We start from the raw sequence: 18,840 nt of genomic DNA on the forward strand, positions 1-18,840 counted from the left end.
TCATATCAACATTGGGCGTAAAGTCACGATAAAGATTTTACTTCGTATTTATTGTGAGAGGTTAAGTCAATTGTACTGGTAGATCGTGCCTCATCCCCCACTCAGACCAAGAGCCATCATAGACGCGCAAGTCAAGATTGGTGGATTCATAGGCAGCAAGTGCAAGGATTGATGCGGTTACGCCAGAGCCACAACTGAACGTGATTTTTTCATAATTTGACGTGATAAATCGACTCATTATTTCATCAAGTTCATGGGCGGGTTTTAACTCGTCACCGTTGAGTAATGTAGCAAAAGGTAGGCTTTTAGATGTCGGAATGTGGCCCGAGCGTAAACCAGCGCGTGGCTCTGGAACCAAGCCAAAAAATCGAGCTTGAGAACGGGCGTCTAGGATAAGATCCGTCGGGTCTTTAATTGCATTAAGTACATCATTTGAATGGGCGTACCAACGGGTTTGATACTCCGCTTGAAAGTTTCCTTTTGATGCGGCGAAACTGAGGTTGGCAAGAGTTCTATTTCCCTGGTTAACCCAAGATTTGATACCACCGTTTAATACGAACACGTTCTCAAATCCCATGACACGAAACATCCACCACGCTCTCGGGGATCCGTATGTGCCAGCATCATCGTAGACGACAACGGTTGAATCGGTGTTGATGCCCATTCTTTGAACGTGTGCTTGGAAGTCTTCAGGGCTGGGTAGCATGTGAGGAAGTGAACTAGACTGATCGCAAATCACCGCATCATAGTCAAATCGAATCGCACCAGGAATAAAACCAACGGTAGCGGGCTGCGGCGCTCCGGGGATCATTTTCGCAAAGCTTGCGTCTAATACAACGATATCTGAGCGATGAATGTTGTCTGAAAGCCATTGAGCTGAAACGAGTGCGCTTGTCATCATTAAGTCCCTTTAAATATCAACAGGCGTTAATGTAAGACGAAAAAGGGTTAAATATCAAGTCATAAACACGTAATCAGTTGATAACTTAACTCCTTTGACAGCAAGGTTGTAATCGGTTGCACTGTTGCTTTGTCTCCAGTTCGACAGAGGTTACTTTTACCGACTGCAATTCGAATGACAGTATTGACTTCCTCATCAAGAGAGAGGAGCAGATAGTGGCGTTGGCCATCTAAAGATTGGGTTAAAATCCGATCCTGCACGGTTGCAGATATTGGGCCACCTATATGGGTTTGTGCTGGAAAATGTGAGAGCAGCATAAGAAAACTAATTCCTAGAGCCATAAGTAAGGCGGCAATGTAGAGTTTAGCCATCGATTGGTTCTCGTATGTGAGGGATGATGTAAGCGTTTGTCACTACCATGTATTCCATAAGCTGAGCTTGTGTTTTTGACCACTGCTGCTATGTAATCGTTAACTAATTTATTATTTCCTAACAATAAGTTGCTGTCAATTCGCAGGCTAGGCTCATTGTTTATTGATGCTTTTGATTGTATGGTTATTAGTGTACCCATTACCATAAGGAATGCCTTGCCATGTCTGCTACCAAGCTTGTTATCGTTGAAGATGATGACAAATTACGAGAAATGCTTGCTGATTACTTTCAAACTCAAGGTTTTGACGTTGCAACCACTGGCGATGGGATGGCTGCGCCCGCTCTGATTGAAGAGGTTCGCCCAGATCTTGTGCTACTCGACTTGATGTTACCAGGCTTAGATGGCCTGACAATTTGCCGACAGATCAGGACATGGTTTACTGGTAAAGTGCTTATGTTGACGGCGAGTGATGATGATTTTGATCACGTTGCAGCGTTAGAGACCGGCACTGACGATTTTGTCACTAAGCCGATTAAACCGCGGGTACTCTTGGCTCGAATTCGAATGTTATTAAGGCGAACAACCGCCGCTGAGGTGGCATCATCGAATGGTCAATTGCAGTTTGGCGGTTTGGTGTTAAGCCAGGCGAGTCGTAGCTGCGTGCTGTTAGGTGATTCCGTGACACTGACCGACAGTGAATTTGATTTACTGTGGTTACTGGCGCAATCGGCAGGGGATATATTGTCTCGTGATGCCCTTACTAAAGCCCTTAGAGGCATCGATTACGATGGTATTGACCGAAGTGTTGATAATCGAATCGTAGCCTTAAGGAAGAAACTGGAGGGGGGTGCGACGGATCCAAAGGGCATCATCACCGTTCGCGGTAAGGGTTACTTGTTCGTTGCAGATGCTTGGTAATCACTCAATACGATGTCAGGGCTTACTGCTTGACTTATTAAATTAATACCGACGTATAGCGAAGAAAACCATGTGGCGTATTTACATAGAATCTCTTATCGGCTTGATCGTGCTCTTTGCGGCCACATTGGTGACATACGAAGTTGTGGTGTTCCAGCTTAATACCGATCATATAGTGGTATTAGAGCACTATCGCGCACAAGCCATGCGCGACCTAGTAAACGAAACTTCTATGGTCTCTGGGCTGGATAATGCATTAGATATCATTAAGCACTTCGCTAGGTCAACCCATGAAGTATTTGATGAGCAAAATATACAAGACACACCGAAGCACGTTCAATATTACTTGGCTAACAATCCCGAAGCCAACACGTTTGCCGATCAAGACAACATGTGGTGGTTTACCTTAGATAACAGTGAACTGATTTACAGCCTTTACATCAATGAGAACTCGCCTCTTGTGCAAGCCGTTTGGTTTGCAGACAATTTAGTCTGGGCTTTTTTCTTTGTTGGTTTTGGTCTCTATTGTATGGGGCTAATTTGGTTCTTGAGTCGTCGTTTTCGTCGCTTAGAGGAGGTGACACTCAGATTTGCAAATGGTGACTTCTCGGCGAGAGTATCAGAAAAAAGCGGCCATCGTGTTGGTAAGCTGAATCGTAATTTTAACCATATGGCGGATAAAATATCTGCTCTTATAACCAGTAATAAAGCACTTACGAATGCAGTGGCTCATGAATTACGGACGCCAGTTTTTCGGATTCAATGGCAAGCTGAGCTATTGTTAGAGCAACTAAATGGTGTCAAGCGGGGCTACGAGAAAACAGAGAGAATAAACATTGAATATGAAAAAAAATCGACGAAAGTTGATTTAATTGCTTCAAACCAAAAAAGCGTTGATTCCGTCGAAAGTATTATCGAAGACACGGAAGAAATGGAGACATTAGTTAATGAACTTCTCTACTATGCTAAAGCGGAACGTGCAGATAATCCGTTAGATTGCCAAGAGATTGATGTTAATAGCTGGTTCTCGCAGGAAATACTAAAATGGCAACGAGGCTATTCATTACAAATTGAGTACTTGCCTATTGAGTTAAATCACCTGGTGAGTGCGGATACAAGTTTAATTTCACGAGCGGTTTCCAATCTAACGCGTAATGCGCTTAGATATGCTAACAAACGGGTGCTGATTAAGCCAAGTCTATCCGATCACCAATTGCGAATAGAAGTACATGATGATGGCTGCGGCGTGCCGAAAGAGCACTGGAGCATGCTGTTCGAACCTTTCTATCGCGCTGATAAATCAAGAGACAAGAAATTGGGTGGGCACGGCTTAGGTTTGGCCATCGTTAAACAAATTGCATTGCGTTATCGAGGCAGTGCTGCGGTTACGGACAGTGAGTTAGGTGGCGCGTGTTTTACGTTAATACTTGAGCTAGATGTTTGTGATTGCGCCAACGAAAAGTAAGCAAAATTAAGCCGATCATCCGATCGGCTCATTTGTTTTACTATTTTCAAAAGCTCAAAAGCTCAAAAGCTCAAAAGCTCAAAAGCTCAAAAGCTCAGTAAATCGAAACGTTAGGTTGAACCACATACAGAGCAGCCAGTATTTTTTGCTAATTTCATTTCCCGCCAAGACATGCTCATGACATCGAGCATTAGCAATTTACCGGATACTGGTGTCCCCATTTTGGCGATGACTTTAATGGCTTCCATCGCTTGTGTCGCACCAACGATACCAACTAATGGGGCCATCACACCGGCTTCCACGCAGGTCAATGCCTGTTGGCCGAACAACGCACTCAAACATTGATAGCATGGCTCGTCATTTTGATAGGTATAGACGCTAATCTGGCCTTCCATCCGTATTGCCGCGCCTGAAATTAACGGTGTTTTAGTCGCGAAGCATAATCGATTTAGCTGATTACGAGTCTCTACATTGTCGCTGCAATCTAACACCACGGAATGAGATTTGACTAAAGGCAGCAGTTCGTCATCGCCGAGCCGTTTTGCTATTGTGTTGACGGACGCATAAGGATTGAGCTTTGATAACGCTTGTGCCGCAGACTCGACTTTCTTAAGCCCAACGGTGTCATCATTATGCAAAACCTGGCGTTGTAGGTTGGACACTTCAACCACATCATCGTCGATGAGAGTTACGGTTCCCACACCAGCACTGACCAAGTATGGGCTTGCAGCACAACCCAGCCCCCCGGCACCTAAGATAAGAACTGAGCTTTGCTTTAACGCTTCTTGCCCTTCAAAATCAAATTGCTTCAAAATGATCTGACGGTTGTAGCGTAACATTTCTTTATCGGATAACAGTTCCAAAATAGAGCCCTAGTACAACGTGTTATTGAACAGTTGAAGCTGAACGGTTTCACCCACTTCAATATTTCCACGCTCATTTTCAAGCACTGCGAAACAATTGGCGAGGCTCATCGAGCGGAATGCGCCAGAGCTTTGATTGCCCGTGCTCTCAATAACAAACTGACCATCTTCAATGGTATAGATTGCACGTTGGTAATCGGTGCGTCCGGGTGATTTTTTGAATCGAGAGCGAGTGATTGCAGGAATTAGCGCTGGTTCTTTCCATTCGCTGTGTCCACTGAGCTTGGCAACCAAAGGCTGAACCAAAACGTACATGGTTAGCATCGCAGACACCGGATTACCGGGTAATCCACAAAACAATGCGTTTTCTAGTAAACCGTATGCGAATGGTTTTCCAGGTTTGATGGCCAGCTTCCAGAATCCAATTTCGCCCATTTCTTCCAAAATGTCTTTGGTATAATCAGCTTCGCCAACGCTAACACCGCCAGAAGTTACAACGATATCGGCTTGGTTTTGAGCGCTTTCAAACGCTTTTCTGAGTAGGTCAGGGCAGTCTGGAATGATACCGAGATCAATGGCCTCACAGCCAAATTTCTCAATCAGTTCTTTGATGCCATAGCGGTTACTATCGTAGATTTGCCCCTCAAGAAGAGGCTCACCTAATGGTTTTAGTTCGTCACCTGTTGAAAAAAAAGCAATCTTTACTTGGCGGTAGACTTCAACCTTGGCTATGCCCAGTGAAGCGATCATCGGAATATCACGAGGCGTTAAGCGGTGGCCTTGCTCTAGAACGAGGTCGCCTTCACCAATATCATCCCCACAGGGGCGAATGTTAGAGTTGGGTTTTACTTCGCACTGATGGATTTCAATACCAGCGTCGGTCACCGCGGTATTTTCTTGCATGATGACCGCATCACAACCCGTTGGAATTTTGGCTCCGGTCATGATTCGAATGCAGGTACCTTGTGGCCAATCACCTTCGAAAGGTTGGCCTGCAAATGACTTACCAATGAGAGGCAGTGCTTTACCTGAGCTTAAGTCTTGGATACGAACCGCGTATCCGTCCATCGCTGAATTATCAAAAGGAGGGACAAAAATAGGGGAGCGAATAGACTTGGAAAGCACACTGCCACATGCGTCCATTAACGGTACATCTGAAGTGTCTGAAAGCGGTTTAACCGTAGAGAGCATTTTGTCCATCGCTTCTTCAATCGGCATCAAACCTGGAGCGTCGCAACAACCCATAAATTTTTCCTATACTTTGTCGTTTTTGTTAGCGCAACCTTAGCATAGTTAAGGGCTGCGAAGCATTAACCCGTTTCAAAATATGGGTGTAATTGATCAAAATTCCGAGTATATTTGTCAGCTATTCTATATCGGTCCAACTATTACGCATGGGAGAAGTATGCATGTCGGGTATAAGTGAATCAGCCAAGTTAGTGAAAACCGCACTGGCTAAAAATGGAATTGAAACTCCGCTGCGCCCAAATGATATTGGACGAGATGAGAAAAAAGAAAAAATTGAACATCACATGCGAGAAATTTTGAACTTGCTAGAACTTGATCTCAGTGATGACAGCCTAGAAGAGACGCCCCGCCGTATCGCTAAGATGTACGTCGATGAAGTATTCTCAGGTTTAGACTACGCGAACTTCCCCAAAATCACGGTGATTGAAAACAAAATGTCGTGCAGTGAAATGGTGAGAGTAAAAGACATCACGGTTACCAGCACCTGTGAGCACCATTTAGTGACCATCGATGGTCGTGCGGCAGTTGCGTATATCCCTCGCTCTAAGATTATTGGCCTTTCCAAAATTAACCGTATCGTACGCTTCTTTGCACAGCGTCCTCAAGTACAAGAGCGCATGACGCAGCAGGTATTAGTGGCGTTGCAAGCGCTGTTAGAAACCGATGACGTCGCTATTACCATGGATGCAGTACACTATTGTGTGAAATCTCGCGGAGTGATGGACGCAACCAGCGTCACAACGACAACGGCATTAGGCGGGATTTTCAAATCGAACCCAGCCACTCGACACGAGTTTTTGCACGGGTTACGTTAATACTTAGTCGTGAAAAAATAAAAGGGCTCCTACTGAAGGAGCCCTTTTTGTACGTGTCGATTTAGCTTTGTTTTACTGAACCCAGTGACTAACTAAGCGTTAGTTTTGAATTGAGCAACCGCTTGGTCCATGTCCTGTGCTTGAACTTGAACACTGTCTACTTCTTCAAAACACTGCTTAGCAGAAACCATGTTGTCATCCGAAATCATCTGAAGTTCAGTGATAGATTCCGCTACTTGGTTCATTACAATGCCTTGCTCTTCAATCGCTGAGGCAATACGTTCAGAATTACTTTGGATGTTGTCCATATCAGTAATGATTTGCGAGAAGTTTTGGTCAAGCGTTTGAGAGAATTCTTTGGTTTCCTCCCCTTGACGGTTACAAGTTTCAATATCATCAACAACGGTCGACATTTGGTTTTGAATTGCGTTGACTACCGTTGTAATTTCTTGTGTTGATTCATGAGTACGGCTAGCAAGTGCTCGAACCTCGTCCGCTACTACTGCAAAACCACGGCCTTGCTCACCGGCGCGTGCCGCTTCAATAGCTGCGTTAAGTGCAAGTAAGTTAGTTTGCTCGGCTATTCCTTGAATCATTTCTACCGCGCCACCAATTTGAGACACGTGTTGATTCAAAGACCCGATCGAAGCTTGGCTGTTAGCGAGAGTATTTGATAGGCCATTAATGTTGTCTACGGTGCTGCTTACGACTTCACGGCCGCTGTTTGCATGGTTCGCTGCTTGTTGAACCCCTTCGGCGGCAATGGCAGTACTTTCAGATATTTCAGCTATGGTTGATACCATCTCTTGTACCGCAGTCGCCATAGTCGTGGTGTGTTCACTCTGTACGCCAAACTTTTCGATAACACCTTGAAGTTGCCCGTGCATGCTCTCAGTGCTGCTAAACAGTGCTTTAGACTTAACTTGAGAACCCGACACCAAATCTTCAATGCTAGACAATAGATCATTGAAGTAACGTCCTAATGTCGCAAGCTCACTTTTACCTGAAACATCGGTACGCATAGCAATGTTATTGGTTTCTGAGATCGTTTGGATTGTGGTGAGCAGCTTGTTCATCATAGAGTTGATAGACGTTACGATTTGGAAAAGCACTAGGGCAATCACTAAGATAATCGCACCAGTAACCGACCATTGTATAGTAGAGAGGCGGCTTTCATAGCTTGCAACGCCAGATTGCAGCGCTTCAGATGCAGCGGTAAATTGCTCTTCAATTTGATGAGACGCAGAGCGTACATCACCCATTAAGCCTTCATCGTGTTTCATTCCAACGTGGTGCATTTGTTTGATGACTTTCTCACCCGCATCGGTGAACTCCTTAAACACGAAACCCTCAAGCGTTTCAGGTTTGAAGTCACCTTTCAGTAAGTTGTGGTGAAAATGATCCAGGGCTAGCTCTTTTTCTGGAGTCGAAGAAGTGATTAGGCGCTGATATATCGACATGTAATTGCCCATCAAGCCTTGGTCTTCTTTTAGACCTAATACTTGATTACCTGAAACTAATGTAGCAAATTTGCCTTTATACACATCGAGATCAGATCGAAGTCGAGTTGGGTAAGGGATATTGTGTTTAGCGAGTACGCTTGAAATGCTTTGGTTGATATCAACAAAGAGAGCGGCATTTTCGTTGAATTTCGAAAGATATTTCGTATCTTTTCTTAGTAAAAAGTCTTTTTCATTACGGCGTAAATTGAGAAGTCTCACCTCTAATTCAACGAGTTGAGTCCTAGCTGATGCTAACTCACCAACCGTATTAGAGAAACTGATAGAGACACCTAAAATGGTGGCAATACCCAGGATTGAAATCAATCCAAGAAGGATAAGACGAGATTTGATATTCATAATTCGCACTTCTTTGAGCTAAATGACAGAAGGTTGAAGCCATACATTAATGTTACAAATAAAACTCAACTTAAATGTTACACTTTTGTTAAGGTTGACGGGTTTTCCTGCCCGAAACCAAACCTTCAAAGTGGTACATATGCGTTAATTTTGTGCATTTGTACCCCAATCAATTCCAACTAACAGAGTAGTGATCTAATGTCACCTCTATTTATCTTAGCTGTTTTTGATTCAGGTTAAAGTAAAAGTTGTAAAAATGTAAATAAATATGACTTCTATTCCGTTACATACGCCAGAGCTTTGTAACAGTTTGTCATGCCTGATAAAAAAGGAATCATTCTGAGAGGCGGTCTTTACACCATGGAGTAATCTGAGTAATGAAATAGTCAACTATTGATTAGTCTATTATTTCAGTGTGGGGAGATTGTACTACGCACTAAGTTGAAAATGGTTCTGTTTCAAATCTATTTTGGTTTGGTTTTATATGCTTGTTGTGCCACTTAGTCGTGATTCATAAATATCAATAATCACCCGTATGCATATAAAAATAAAGCTGCCAGAGGGCAGCTATATTAAATATTGCTTCGGGCGTCACTAACGATTAGTCGATAGCGAGTAATTCAATATCAAAAATTAGGACGGTAGCTGGTGGGATAGGGCCTGAACCGTTTTTGCCGTAACCAAGCGTGCTTGGAACAAACAGACGAATTTTTTGCCCTACGACCATCAATTGAACGCCTTCTTGCCAACCCTTAATCACTTGCTTAAGACCGAATGCAATTGGCTCACCGCGGTCAACTGAACTATCGAACACTTCACCGTTAATTAGAGTACCGTGGTAGTGAACCGTCACTTTACTGTCTAGCGTTGGGTGTTCGGTACCTGTGCCTTCTTGAATTACTTGGTATTGAAGGCCGGATTCAGTCACAACAATACCTTCGTTCTTGGCATTCTGAGCTAAAAACTCTTGCCCTTGAGCAAAGTTAACGTCTGCTGCTTTGTGGTTAGTCCACGTGCGGTAGATAAAAAATCCAGCAAGAATAAAAATAATGGCTGGAAATAGATACTTAGACACAAGCTATCCTTATAGTCTTTATGGTTGAGAGAGTAGGTAGTTTATCGTGTTTACTATGTCATTAACATCTTTATGCCCAGAGGTAATGAGCTGGTATTTACCATTGATAATGAAAGTTGGCACCGAATTAAACTGACCTTGTGTAGTAATGCTTTCAGCAACAGAAAGTTCTTCAAATAGCGCTTTTTGCTGAATTTCGTCAAACTGGTATGGGCTTACAAGACCTCGAGAGTTGAAGATCTCTTCAATGGCTTTTTGTTTTGCTGCTGTGTCTACGTGATCGCGAGATTGAACGGCTTCGAACAGTTCATCCATCATGGCGTGATCTGGCGTATTATCGAGTTGCATTTGCGCCGCATAGTAAATCAGCGCTCCGATTTGCGCGCTTTCATTGAACGTGACGTGTACCTTGCTAATGGGCTGTTTGATACCGTCTTCTATTTGCGGAACCATGCTCTCCATCGTGCGGCAGTGACCACAAGTAAGAGAGAAGACTTCAGTGACGGGTGTAATACTCGATTGAGTCAGAGTCGTTGGCAACTGAGAGTATTGCTGGCCTTTTTGTGGCTGCTGGTCATTTTCGCTGCAAGCTATAAGAAAAAAAGAGCTAACTAAAGCGACCAAGATAGAAAATTTATTTTTAGACATATTTATCAAATAACCTACATGATTGAAAACTGAATCTACATCAATTAGAAGTAAAAGAAAGCGATTGGTTCCCTAACTGTGTACGAAAGTATTTCAAATGACTAATATATGAGCACAACTAGGGAGTCTTGCAGCTAAATTTGCACTTTTCTCCTAAAGTTTTAGTAGTTAGGTCGATATAGTTATTAATAGTACTAACAGCATGTTTTGGGAGCCAGCATTAATATGTGGGTAATTAAAAAGACTTTTGCCATAGCGTTGATGGGTATTCTATTGCAAGGGTGTAGTGCGCTAACGCCTCCTTCAATGCTGGAAACGGCACCGAAGACCAGTGGCGACCTTATTTATCCAGACTGGGGAGGGGAAGAGGTATCGGCGAATGTGGGGCAGCCCGCGGTTACTTCCAATTTGAATCAGCCACAAGTTATGCCGATGGCAAAGCCTGTAATGGCTTCTCAGCCCATGCATAACACGAATGAAATGCGTTCTTTGATGGCGTTTATGGAAAGCAATCGTATCAAGTACGAAGTGATTCCCGGTCAGCACACCGTCGTCAAATTAGAACAGCGCATTCACTTTGAAACAGGCTCTGCCACCATCACTAAGAAATCTCGCGTTTGGTTGGGGCAGCTTGGTGGCTTTTTATCGCAAAAACCAAGTATCAAAACCGTGATTGATGGTCATACGGACAGCACCGGTGGTAATCAGATTAATGACAATTTGTCAGATAAACGTGCGATGCAAGTAAAGCTACTATTAACGAACAATAATGTCGCGACTCGGAATGTTTATACTCGAGGCTATGGTAAGCATTTACCAAGTTGTTCGAATATTTCTAAAAGCGGAAAAGCGTGTAATAGAAGAGTGGAATTGATGTTCATTGAGGCCATCAACTAGTGTCGGCCTAGTCGTTAGCAAGTTTCACACAAAACTATGAATATAGAATTAAAAAAGACGACTTAGAGTCGTCTTTTTATTTACTTGGATACGTTGAACTACAAGGCTAACTTAAGCCTATAATATTGCCTTCTGCGTCAATGTCTAGGCCCATAAAGGCAGGCTTTTCTGGCAAGCCAGGCATAGTCATTACGTTGCCACACAAAGCGTAAACAAAGTTCGCACCAGCACAAAGCTTGAGCTCACGAACCTCCACAGTAAAGTCCTTTGGTGCCCCTTTTACTGAGCCGTCTGTCGAAATCGACATTGGCGTTTTGGCCATACAGAGAGCCAACTTGCTAAAGCCGTGTGCGTTGTAGGTAGCCAGCTGCTTTTTAGCTAATTCAGACAACTCAACAGCCCTTGCCCCGTAACCCACTTCAGCGACGGTCATTAGCTTTTCTTCTAAGCTTTGGTCTAGCGTATAAAGCGGTTTAAATGCGCTTGGTTTCTCACAGGCTATTTCGACGGCTTTAGCGAGTTCAATCGCGCCTTCGCCACCTTTAGAAAACGCTTCGCTGATTGCCACTTCTGCACCAAGCTCCTTCACCCAAGACTTGAGCAATTCAAGTTCTTGAACGCTGTCTTGCGGGAATCGGTTAATTGCAACAACAGCAGGCACACCGTATTTAGACACATTATTGATGTGCCATTCGAGGTTAGCAAAGCCCGCTTTTAATGCTGTGACATCTTCGCTGAATAGGCTGTCTGGTAGCGCTTGACCAGGCTTGAAATTGTATAAACCTGAGTTTGCCTTAAGGCCACGCAACGTAGCGACAACGACGGCACAGTCTGGGCCAAAACCCGCCATATTAGCTTTAATATTACAGGCTTTCTCGAAACCCATATCCGAGCCAAAACCACCCTCAGTGATGGTGTAATCCGCAAGTTTAGTGGCAATACGGTCTGCAATGATTGAAGAGTTTCCGTGTGCAATGTTGGCAAATGGCCCTGCATGGATAAGCGTAGGCACGCCCTCCAAGGTTTGCATCATGGTAGGTTCAATGGCTTCACGCATCGTTACTGTCATGGCACCAGCAACTTGTAAATCTTCCGCCGTGACCGGTTGGCCATCTAGGTTGTAGGCCAAAACAATGCGGCCAATACGTTTACGAAGATCTTGTAGATCGCTCGCTAAAGCTAAAATTGCCATTAATTCAGAAGCCGCTGAGATATCAAAGCCATCTTGGCGTTCAAAGCCATTGATGGTCTTATTTTCTTGATTCAAACCAACGGTAACCATGCGTAATGCGCGATCGTTGTGATCAACAACTCGGCGCCAAACGACATTCTTATCGTCGATTTTAAGCGCTTTCAGGCCCGTTTTGTCAGCATAGGCTTCGTAACCAAGGCGTTGCTCATGATAGATTCGGGCATCAATGGCAGCGGATGCTAGGTTATGTGCGGCAGTGACGGCATGAATGTCGCCAGTTAGATGCAGGTTAAGCTCTTCCATCGGTGCGACTTGGCTATAACCGCCACCAGCGGCACCGCCTTTAACGCCGAATACTGGGCCCATTGATGGCTGACGGATACAGGCCATAACAGACTTGTTTAGCTTAGCAAGTCCCTGAGATAGGCCAATAGTCGTTACCGTTTTGCCTTCACCTAGTGGCGTTGGAGTGATGGCAGTAACCAGGATAAGCTTGCCGGATTTTTCCTTTTCCAGCCTAGTGAGCGTATCTAAAGAAATTTTTGCTTTGTGGCGTCCGTGCGGAATAAATTCGCCACTGTTAAGCCCAGCATTGTGTGCCACAGTGTCGATTGAAGAAAGTGGAATGGAACGACAGATATCGATATCGCTCAGCATATAAAACCCCCTAAAAGCCCAAAGTCAGTTGCGTAAACGTTTGCGTCCGCAATATACCGTGCAAAATATCTTTGTAAAGTGTTTTTGATAGTAATAAATCGCAACTGACTAAATGGTAACTAATTAGTAACTAGATAGAAACAACAAAGCCAGCAATTGCCGGCTTTGTTAATAATTATCGGTCCCAGTAAGCTTCTTCTAAGCTGTCTTCACGTTCGGGTAATGCGCGGGACAATCTCGGTGCGTGCTGAGTTAATACTTCGTAACTCACTCGGTTAGCGTATTTACACACTTGAGATAAAGATGAATAACTTAAGTATCGATGATCGTGTTTCGTCGAATCTGGCACGTTAGATTTGTGGTATTTGTTTGCTGCCATGTCGTGTAATAAAGACGACAACGCGGCATCACCAGCACCATTTGTATTCTTTATTTCAAGTGGCCCGCCAAGATAAGGGGCAATGTGCGAATAAACTTTAACGGCTTCGTCGCATTCCGCTTTTTTCATGGCACGACTGAACTCAAATTGATTAAAGTTCGCTATGCTGCCATCGATCATCGGGAAGTTGGTTTCACGAAGTGCGGCTTTGTCAGTGTGGCCTGCCATGTAAAGACCATCTGGGCCAGCAGTACACAAAACTAAATCAACCCACTCAAGTGCTTTATCTGCGGCGGATAAAGGATCTTTTTCACCGGTGAGAGCTTCGCCTTCTTCTTCGTTCATCGCAACGACGGAGATGTTCTTTTTCAAGTACTCCTGCCACCATTCTGCTTTTCCTTCGATTACGTATTTGGTACCTAAGGTCAAAACCACAGGTACTCCGTTCTCTTTCGCGTAATCAATAGCACGTTGAACCGCTGCAGGCATAGGGTCCGTTGGCTTACCACGCATCAAATAGGAAGAGACAACCAGAGCAGCTGCTTTTTTGAAGATATGAGCAGGAACGCTTTCTGGAGAAAGCTGGTTCATATGGCCTTCGTTAATAGCAAAAGTGCGCTCGCCATCATCGGTAATCAACGTATAGCAGCGACCGATAGGGCCTTCAACCGTTTGCAAGTAGTTCAAGTCCATCCGAGCAGAGGTGTTACACAGGTAACGATAGGCGTAAGAGCCAACCTCGATGTTTTTGCTCATTACACCCAGCAATACGGACTTGCTATCTGCGAGTACAGAGTAGTTGTGCAGTGTATTGCCAATCGTGTCACCCGGATGTTCATGGGTGATTAAACCCTGAACTTTCAATTCTTGATACAAAGCATCCGCTTGGCTTTCTTCAAGCACTAAGGAGTGGCCTTTGCTCAAGTTATATTTAGCAAGAAATTCGTCACCCACGCGAGCTTCAATATCGACGATGGTTTGACCCACACCAACAATAGTTGGTCTGTGTAGCTTCGGCGCTTGGCGAACTTGGTTCACCAACGGATCGCGTGAATGAGTAGGGAAATAGTGTTTTGACTTACGTTGACCGGGAAATTTCATGCTAAAAAGAAACGGTTTCAGAAAAACAGGCGCGGATTCTACCACACAATTAGTGCAAATTTCATTTTTGTTACAACAAAAACTGAGAGGTTTGTGCGAGTGCCTTCAAGGCGAGCGGAGAGGAGGCGAGCAGAGAAATAGCCCGAACAGCATTAACACTTCTGTTCGAGCTCATTGAGTTGAGAGTCGTGCTATTTAGTGGCTACTTGAGGCTCAATATAGGCTTTAGTTCCCCACAACGGTACGGTAGAGAGACTGTGTTTAAAGCTACCGTCGGTTTCTTTCGTTGTGTAAGACAAATAAAGCAGAGTTTGATTCTCTGCGTCGTAGATGCGTCTTACTTTCATTGTTTTAAAGAAAATACTTTTAGATTTTTTAAACACCACTTCGCCAGACTTACTTTTGTCGATGCTTGCAATCATCTCAGGGGTAATGTCACCCGTTTGTCGGCATGAGATAGAACTGTCACTTGGGTCGGCAAGGCTGAAATCTGCTTCAATTGAGGCAATGTGGCATGTTACGCCCGAGATCTTATCATCATCTAAGTTTGAGATTTTGATGTCTTTCATTGTGAACCAGCCAAGCCCTACATCACCAACCTCGTTATCAGAACAGCCTGCGAGAAGGGCTGTGACACCTAAAGCCAAAAGTAACTTTTTCATTGTTATTCCTTTATGTGAAAGTTTGCTAGATAACGTTGCTGAATAAGAGTGTATCAAGAGGGACCTAGCCCTGCCATTAATATGGCGGTTGAATTGCTAATTACAAGTAGCAAAGCTCGTATATTCCTAATGGGGTCAGAAAAACCCGATATACTTTCTATACAACACTAAAAGAATGAAAAGAAATTATGAAATTCAAGATATTGTTGATAGCCTTGTTGGTGTGCTTACTGAGTGCATGCAGTACCCCACCTAAACCCATTTGTAATCAAAGGGGTTGTCACATTTGGGGGTAATATACGTTGAAAAGTCTTTTCATCGGTCACGCTCCAACACTAAAAGAATGAATAATGATGAGCGACACGATCAACACTTTAGTAAAGAAGAAAAACGATTGGCTATCATCTCACGTAGCCGTGAAGTACCCGACAGCTGAAAGCATTAAAGGCCGTGACTTATATTTAGCAGAACAACAAGACAAGCACTACATACAAATGCCGCTGTCTGAGTTTCGTGCTAGTGATGTAAGCAAAGTCGGTAAAGAGGTAGATGAGGTTCATCTGGTCGATTTCCACCGTCTGACAATCATGTATGCGCTAACGATGGCGTCTTCACGGCAAGATGAGCAAGAGCGTGCTTTCTTATTGGAGTTCTTCACACAAATTATTTTGTCTGATGATTTTCCTCTTTACGTTGGTTTCAAAAATGGCGAAGCGGTTGCTTGCGCTGTCACGCATCAAGTAGATGATGTTTTGTTGGTGTCAGATGTGACCTTTAGTGGTTCAACGAATGGCGATGAACACAGTTATATCTCTGCTGTATTAAACTGCGAAAGTTTGGATGTTACTTCAATAAATCAATTGGTTATTGAAGAGTAGTTCGCTGAAATTTCAATGAAAATGTAACATTTCACGTGTTATCTTATGCTGGTTTTTCAAGTACTGAACGGATCAGCATGCTACTTCCCCAAAAATTATTGCGATCTGATTCTTCGTTCTGCTCATCCTGCAACTTACTCTCAATCAAATAAGTCCATTCAAGGGCTCATAAGTGACAAATATATTAGTAGCTTATAAATTGAACGATGAGTTTTGTAATCAATAACCGAAGCTTACTTAAGTCACAAAATTAACCTCTAAACTGGCGTTAAGTATCACTTTTCGTCGCTTATCCTTTGCAATACTTGATAGCTAGACAACACTGAAACTCAATCACTTGGAAATGGTGGCGGAGCAAATGGCAGAAAAAACTCAGTGTGTGATCTTTGATTGCGAAGGAACTTTGGTAGACAGCGAAAGCTTGTGTTGCCAGGCGTTAGTGGACGTTTTTGCTCAATATGATTGTACCGTATCCCTTGTTGACGCTTTGAAACACTTTCAAGGTGGAAAGCCAGTAGACGTGTTGCAAGAAGCATGTGACCGATACCATCTGACGGTGTCCTTGGATGAACTAGAGCCATTATACCGCGAGCGAAAGCATGATCTTTACGAAGCGAAGCTAAAAGCAATGCCTGGCGTGAGATCGCTACTGGACGATCTTAACAAAGCGGATGTTGCGGTATGCATCGCTGGAAATAGCGAAAAAGACAAAATTGAACACGCTCTTGAGCTAACAGGGCTCGCTTCTTATTTCAACAACTCTATCTTTAGTGCATTTGAAACCAACACCTGGAAACCTGATCCTGATCTATTACACTATGCTGCTCTCAATATGGGCTTGTCGGCGCAAGAGTGCATCTATGTTGATGACACGCTAAAAGGTGTTCATGCAGGAGTGGGGGCGGGAATGCGCACTTATTACTTTCGACCGAATGAATCGGAAGTCGTGATAGACCACCCTTTAGTATCTACGATAAGCAGCATATCTCAGCTGATCCCAGAAATACTATTACCGCACAGCGAAACAACCGCGTAGTTACGGAGTGAGTTAAAGGCTGCGAAAGTTAAACTCTGGTGCTGTATTTCAACTAGGCATGAGAGAGCAAGCCTCTCAGCATAGTAAAATATTAAGCCACTAGAGTTTCCTCTAGTGGCTTAATAATGATGGGCTCTAATGAATCATGTCGTTATCACCCGCTAAGTCTTGATTAAGTTGAGGCTCTTGGTCTATCTTGTGATTCCGTGACAAATAGCCACATTTTTCGCAGATAAACATTTTGCCACTTTCTGAAATTAAGTAATCTTGGCTACCACATTTAGGGCAAGAAGAGATTGGCTGCAATACAAAAAAATGTTTGGTTTCGGGAGTGACTTTTAAAGGCATGAATACCCCTTATCTATTATTGGTTAGTCACGTGTTGTTTTGGGTCATTTGATGCGTAATTACTATAGCAATCGCTAATTTATATTACCAACCAATCACAACTTGATTACATGACAAATCTCCGTTCTACAGCCGACTTCAAAGTTTTACGTACCTAAAATCCTTTCACTAAATATTCTGAGCTACATAGATAATACGGTGTGATATCTACGTAGCTCAATACTCGTTAGCCGCTAATATGTCTTACTTTTGAATACACCGATTTACCCTAATGCCGGGATCAAACCGACTGAAATAGCGATCTGGGTAGCAATAATAACCACGCCAAACGTGCCCGCTAAAACGAGGGGGATCGTGCCACCTTTCACCTGATAGCAGTTTTCGTAAGCAAGCTGTTTACGTGCCTTTCCTACCATAACGACGGGTAGAAACACGGCTAAGATAACCAAAGCAATGGCGGCATACCCAAGAGCAGTGATGAAGCCTTGAGGGTAAAATAGTGCGAAAGCCAACGGTGGGGTGAAAGTAATTATCGCGATATTGAATCGATTTGAGCCGACTTTATGCTTGCCTAAACTATCACCAAGAAATTCAAATAGCCCAAGGCTCACGCCCAAGAACGAGGTCAATAGTGCTAAGTCAGCAAAAATTGAGACGGCATTTGAAAACGCACCTTGTTGGACGGTTTGAGAAAGGCTATTGATGAATAATGATAAGTCAGAACTACCAGCTAGCTCAGATTGACTCAATACACCTAAAGTTGAAACCTGCCAAAGAGTATAGACAAGCAAAGGAATGGATGACCCAACAACGAGCGCACGTTTCACCGCTTTAACGTCTAGTTCTAGGTATTTAACGACCGCTGGAATGCTGCCATGGAACCCAAAAGAAGTAAAAATGACCGGCAAAGCAGAAATAATCAGGCCTTGTTGCACTGGCATTGCGGCCAAGTTATCTAAGTGAATGCTTGGAGATAAGAAGAACAATACAGTCGCCATAGCAATGATTTTTGCTGCAAATAATACGCGGTTAACCTTATCTACTGACTGAGTACCAAACGTGACAACCAGTGCAATAATGAAGGTAAAAATCAGGGTCGCGAATTCTTGAGAAGTGTCTAAGTTAAACCAATGGTGAAGCTTTTGGTTGAACTGGCTTCCGCCTCCTGCAATGTAGGCCGCGCATAGTGCGTAAAACAAAAACAGCATTGCACCTGTTGCCAGCCACTTTCCTTTTTTGCCTAAAAATTGTTGCGCTAGTGTATGCAGTGTTGCGTCGTGCTCTGCATGCTGGTGAAGCTCCAACATCAATAACGCGGTGAAAGCCATTAATGTCCAAATGCACAACATCATGATCATTGAGGTGCTAAAACCAAGCCCGGCTGAAGCCAAAGGTAGTGCAAGCATGCCTGCACCAATTGTGGTACCGGCAATAATAAGTGTGCTTCCGATCAGTCTTGAGTTATTCATGTATAAAATTCTTTACGGTTATGATGTTTCAACATGGCTTGTGGTTGATAATTAAA

General features: G+C 43.6%; 18 protein-coding genes. 6 read left to right on the forward strand and 12 right to left on the reverse strand.

Going from position 1 to position 18,840, the window contains the following annotated elements; genetic code table 11:
- Positions 1–61: 61 nt before the first annotated feature.
- Complete coding sequence (locus tag QWZ04_RS12670; RefSeq protein WP_290328513.1) at positions 62–901, reverse strand: sulfurtransferase; 840 nt, start codon at positions 899–901, stop codon at positions 62–64.
- 59 nt (positions 902–960) lie between these two features.
- The gene (locus QWZ04_RS12675) at positions 961–1,272 is read right to left on the reverse strand and encodes a hypothetical protein (RefSeq protein WP_290328515.1); all 312 of its coding nucleotides are present in this window, start codon (positions 1,270–1,272) and stop codon (positions 961–963) included.
- Between the two features lie 221 nt (positions 1,273–1,493).
- Between QWZ04_RS12675 and QWZ04_RS12680 the strand changes: the two genes are divergently transcribed.
- A complete protein-coding gene (locus QWZ04_RS12680; protein ID WP_290328517.1) occupies positions 1,494–2,192 on the forward strand; it encodes a response regulator in 699 nt (232 codons plus the stop codon).
- 70 nt (positions 2,193–2,262) lie between these two features.
- A complete protein-coding gene (locus QWZ04_RS12685; protein ID WP_290328519.1) occupies positions 2,263–3,657 on the forward strand; it encodes an ATP-binding protein in 1,395 nt (464 codons plus the stop codon).
- 110 nt (positions 3,658–3,767) lie between these two features.
- Here QWZ04_RS12685 and moeB read toward each other — a convergent pair whose 3' ends face one another.
- Positions 3,768–4,520, reverse strand: a complete 753-nt coding sequence (gene moeB / locus QWZ04_RS12690) for a molybdopterin-synthase adenylyltransferase MoeB (protein WP_290328522.1) — start codon at positions 4,518–4,520, stop codon at positions 3,768–3,770.
- 9 nt (positions 4,521–4,529) lie between these two features.
- Positions 4,530–5,765 carry a molybdopterin molybdotransferase MoeA gene (gene moeA, locus QWZ04_RS12695; RefSeq protein WP_290328524.1) on the reverse strand — a complete coding sequence of 412 codons (1,236 nt, stop codon included), beginning with the start codon at positions 5,763–5,765 and terminating at the stop codon, positions 4,530–4,532.
- A 164-nt stretch (positions 5,766–5,929) separates the two neighbouring features.
- Here moeA and folE point away from each other — a divergent pair, with 164 nt between their 5' ends.
- Positions 5,930–6,583, forward strand: a complete 654-nt coding sequence (folE, locus tag QWZ04_RS12700; RefSeq protein ID WP_290328526.1) for a GTP cyclohydrolase I FolE — start codon at positions 5,930–5,932, stop codon at positions 6,581–6,583.
- Positions 6,584–6,675: 92 nt separating this feature from the next.
- Here the strand turns inward: folE and QWZ04_RS12705 are convergent, their stop codons facing one another.
- The 3 genes from QWZ04_RS12705 to QWZ04_RS12715 form a co-directional block, all read right to left on the reverse strand.
- Entirely contained in the window at positions 6,676–8,442 is a 1,767-nt protein-coding gene (locus QWZ04_RS12705; RefSeq protein ID WP_290328528.1) for a methyl-accepting chemotaxis protein, read from the reverse strand.
- Between the two features lie 601 nt (positions 8,443–9,043).
- On the reverse strand, positions 9,044–9,517 hold the full coding sequence (gene bamJ / locus QWZ04_RS12710) for a BamJ family beta-barrel-assembly machinery protein (RefSeq protein ID WP_290328530.1): 474 nt from the start codon (positions 9,515–9,517) through the stop codon (positions 9,044–9,046).
- Between the two features lie 18 nt (positions 9,518–9,535).
- On the reverse strand, positions 9,536–10,165 hold the full coding sequence (locus QWZ04_RS12715) for a thiol:disulfide interchange protein DsbA/DsbL (protein WP_290328532.1): 630 nt from the start codon (positions 10,163–10,165) through the stop codon (positions 9,536–9,538).
- A gap of 225 nt (positions 10,166–10,390) precedes the next feature.
- Here QWZ04_RS12715 and QWZ04_RS12720 point away from each other — a divergent pair, with 225 nt between their 5' ends.
- On the forward strand, positions 10,391–11,062 hold the full coding sequence (locus tag QWZ04_RS12720) for an OmpA family protein (RefSeq protein ID WP_290328535.1): 672 nt from the start codon (positions 10,391–10,393) through the stop codon (positions 11,060–11,062).
- A gap of 106 nt (positions 11,063–11,168) precedes the next feature.
- Here the strand turns inward: QWZ04_RS12720 and QWZ04_RS12725 are convergent, their stop codons facing one another.
- The 3 genes from QWZ04_RS12725 to QWZ04_RS12735 all read right to left on the reverse strand — a co-directional run bounded on the left by QWZ04_RS12725 (position 11,169) and on the right by QWZ04_RS12735 (position 15,053).
- On the reverse strand, positions 11,169–12,911 hold the full coding sequence (locus QWZ04_RS12725) for a formate--tetrahydrofolate ligase (protein WP_290328537.1): 1,743 nt from the start codon (positions 12,909–12,911) through the stop codon (positions 11,169–11,171).
- A 175-nt stretch (positions 12,912–13,086) separates the two neighbouring features.
- The gene (locus tag QWZ04_RS12730) at positions 13,087–14,391 is read right to left on the reverse strand and encodes an inosine/guanosine kinase (RefSeq protein ID WP_290328539.1); all 1,305 of its coding nucleotides are present in this window, start codon (positions 14,389–14,391) and stop codon (positions 13,087–13,089) included.
- 191 nt (positions 14,392–14,582) lie between these two features.
- Positions 14,583–15,053, reverse strand: a complete 471-nt coding sequence (locus tag QWZ04_RS12735) for a CreA family protein (RefSeq protein WP_290328541.1) — start codon at positions 15,051–15,053, stop codon at positions 14,583–14,585.
- A gap of 350 nt (positions 15,054–15,403) precedes the next feature.
- On the opposite strand from QWZ04_RS12735, the gene QWZ04_RS12740 reads away from it, so the two are divergent.
- Positions 15,404–15,931 (forward strand): hypothetical protein, encoded by a 528-nt coding sequence (locus tag QWZ04_RS12740; RefSeq protein ID WP_290328543.1) that lies wholly within the window; start codon positions 15,404–15,406, stop codon positions 15,929–15,931.
- A 358-nt stretch (positions 15,932–16,289) separates the two neighbouring features.
- Positions 16,290–16,967 carry an HAD-IA family hydrolase gene (locus QWZ04_RS12745; RefSeq protein ID WP_290328545.1) on the forward strand — a complete coding sequence of 226 codons (678 nt, stop codon included), beginning with the start codon at positions 16,290–16,292 and terminating at the stop codon, positions 16,965–16,967.
- Positions 16,968–17,102: 135 nt separating this feature from the next.
- On the opposite strand, the gene QWZ04_RS12750 is transcribed toward QWZ04_RS12745, so the two are convergent.
- Both QWZ04_RS12750 and QWZ04_RS12755 read right to left on the reverse strand, forming a co-directional pair.
- Positions 17,103–17,315, reverse strand: a complete 213-nt coding sequence (locus QWZ04_RS12750; protein ID WP_290328547.1) for a TFIIB-type zinc ribbon-containing protein — start codon at positions 17,313–17,315, stop codon at positions 17,103–17,105.
- A gap of 263 nt (positions 17,316–17,578) precedes the next feature.
- Positions 17,579–18,784, reverse strand: a complete 1,206-nt coding sequence (locus tag QWZ04_RS12755) for an aromatic amino acid transport family protein (protein ID WP_290328549.1) — start codon at positions 18,782–18,784, stop codon at positions 17,579–17,581.
- Between the last annotated feature and the right edge of the window lie 56 nt (positions 18,785–18,840).

Origin of the sequence: Vibrio tapetis subsp. quintayensis (assembly GCF_030409945.1) — a bacterium.
Taxonomy (GTDB): Bacteria; Pseudomonadota; Gammaproteobacteria; order Enterobacterales; family Vibrionaceae; genus Vibrio; species Vibrio quintayensis.

Coding starts and splice junctions, on each gene's coding strand:
- QWZ04_RS12745 (WP_290328545.1), top strand. CDS start 16,290: ATGGCAGAAAAAACTCAGTGTGTGATCTTTGATTGCGAAGGAACTTTG.
- QWZ04_RS12725 (WP_290328537.1), bottom strand. CDS start 12,911: ATGCTGAGCGATATCGATATCTGTCGTTCCATTCCACTTTCTTCAATC.
- QWZ04_RS12680 (WP_290328517.1), top strand. CDS start 1,494: ATGTCTGCTACCAAGCTTGTTATCGTTGAAGATGATGACAAATTACGA.
- QWZ04_RS12715 (WP_290328532.1), bottom strand. CDS start 10,165: ATGTCTAAAAATAAATTTTCTATCTTGGTCGCTTTAGTTAGCTCTTTT.
- QWZ04_RS12755 (WP_290328549.1), bottom strand. CDS start 18,784: ATGAATAACTCAAGACTGATCGGAAGCACACTTATTATTGCCGGTACC.
- QWZ04_RS12670 (WP_290328513.1), bottom strand. CDS start 901: ATGATGACAAGCGCACTCGTTTCAGCTCAATGGCTTTCAGACAACATT.
- QWZ04_RS12720 (WP_290328535.1), top strand. CDS start 10,391: ATGTGGGTAATTAAAAAGACTTTTGCCATAGCGTTGATGGGTATTCTA.
- QWZ04_RS12730 (WP_290328539.1), bottom strand. CDS start 14,391: ATGAAATTTCCCGGTCAACGTAAGTCAAAACACTATTTCCCTACTCAT.
- QWZ04_RS12705 (WP_290328528.1), bottom strand. CDS start 8,442: ATGAATATCAAATCTCGTCTTATCCTTCTTGGATTGATTTCAATCCTG.
- QWZ04_RS12750 (WP_290328547.1), bottom strand. CDS start 17,315: ATGCCTTTAAAAGTCACTCCCGAAACCAAACATTTTTTTGTATTGCAG.
- QWZ04_RS12735 (WP_290328541.1), bottom strand. CDS start 15,053: ATGAAAAAGTTACTTTTGGCTTTAGGTGTCACAGCCCTTCTCGCAGGC.
- QWZ04_RS12740 (WP_290328543.1), top strand. CDS start 15,404: ATGATGAGCGACACGATCAACACTTTAGTAAAGAAGAAAAACGATTGG.
- QWZ04_RS12685 (WP_290328519.1), top strand. CDS start 2,263: ATGTGGCGTATTTACATAGAATCTCTTATCGGCTTGATCGTGCTCTTT.
- moeA (WP_290328524.1), bottom strand. CDS start 5,765: ATGGGTTGTTGCGACGCTCCAGGTTTGATGCCGATTGAAGAAGCGATG.
- QWZ04_RS12675 (WP_290328515.1), bottom strand. CDS start 1,272: ATGGCTAAACTCTACATTGCCGCCTTACTTATGGCTCTAGGAATTAGT.
- folE (WP_290328526.1), top strand. CDS start 5,930: ATGTCGGGTATAAGTGAATCAGCCAAGTTAGTGAAAACCGCACTGGCT.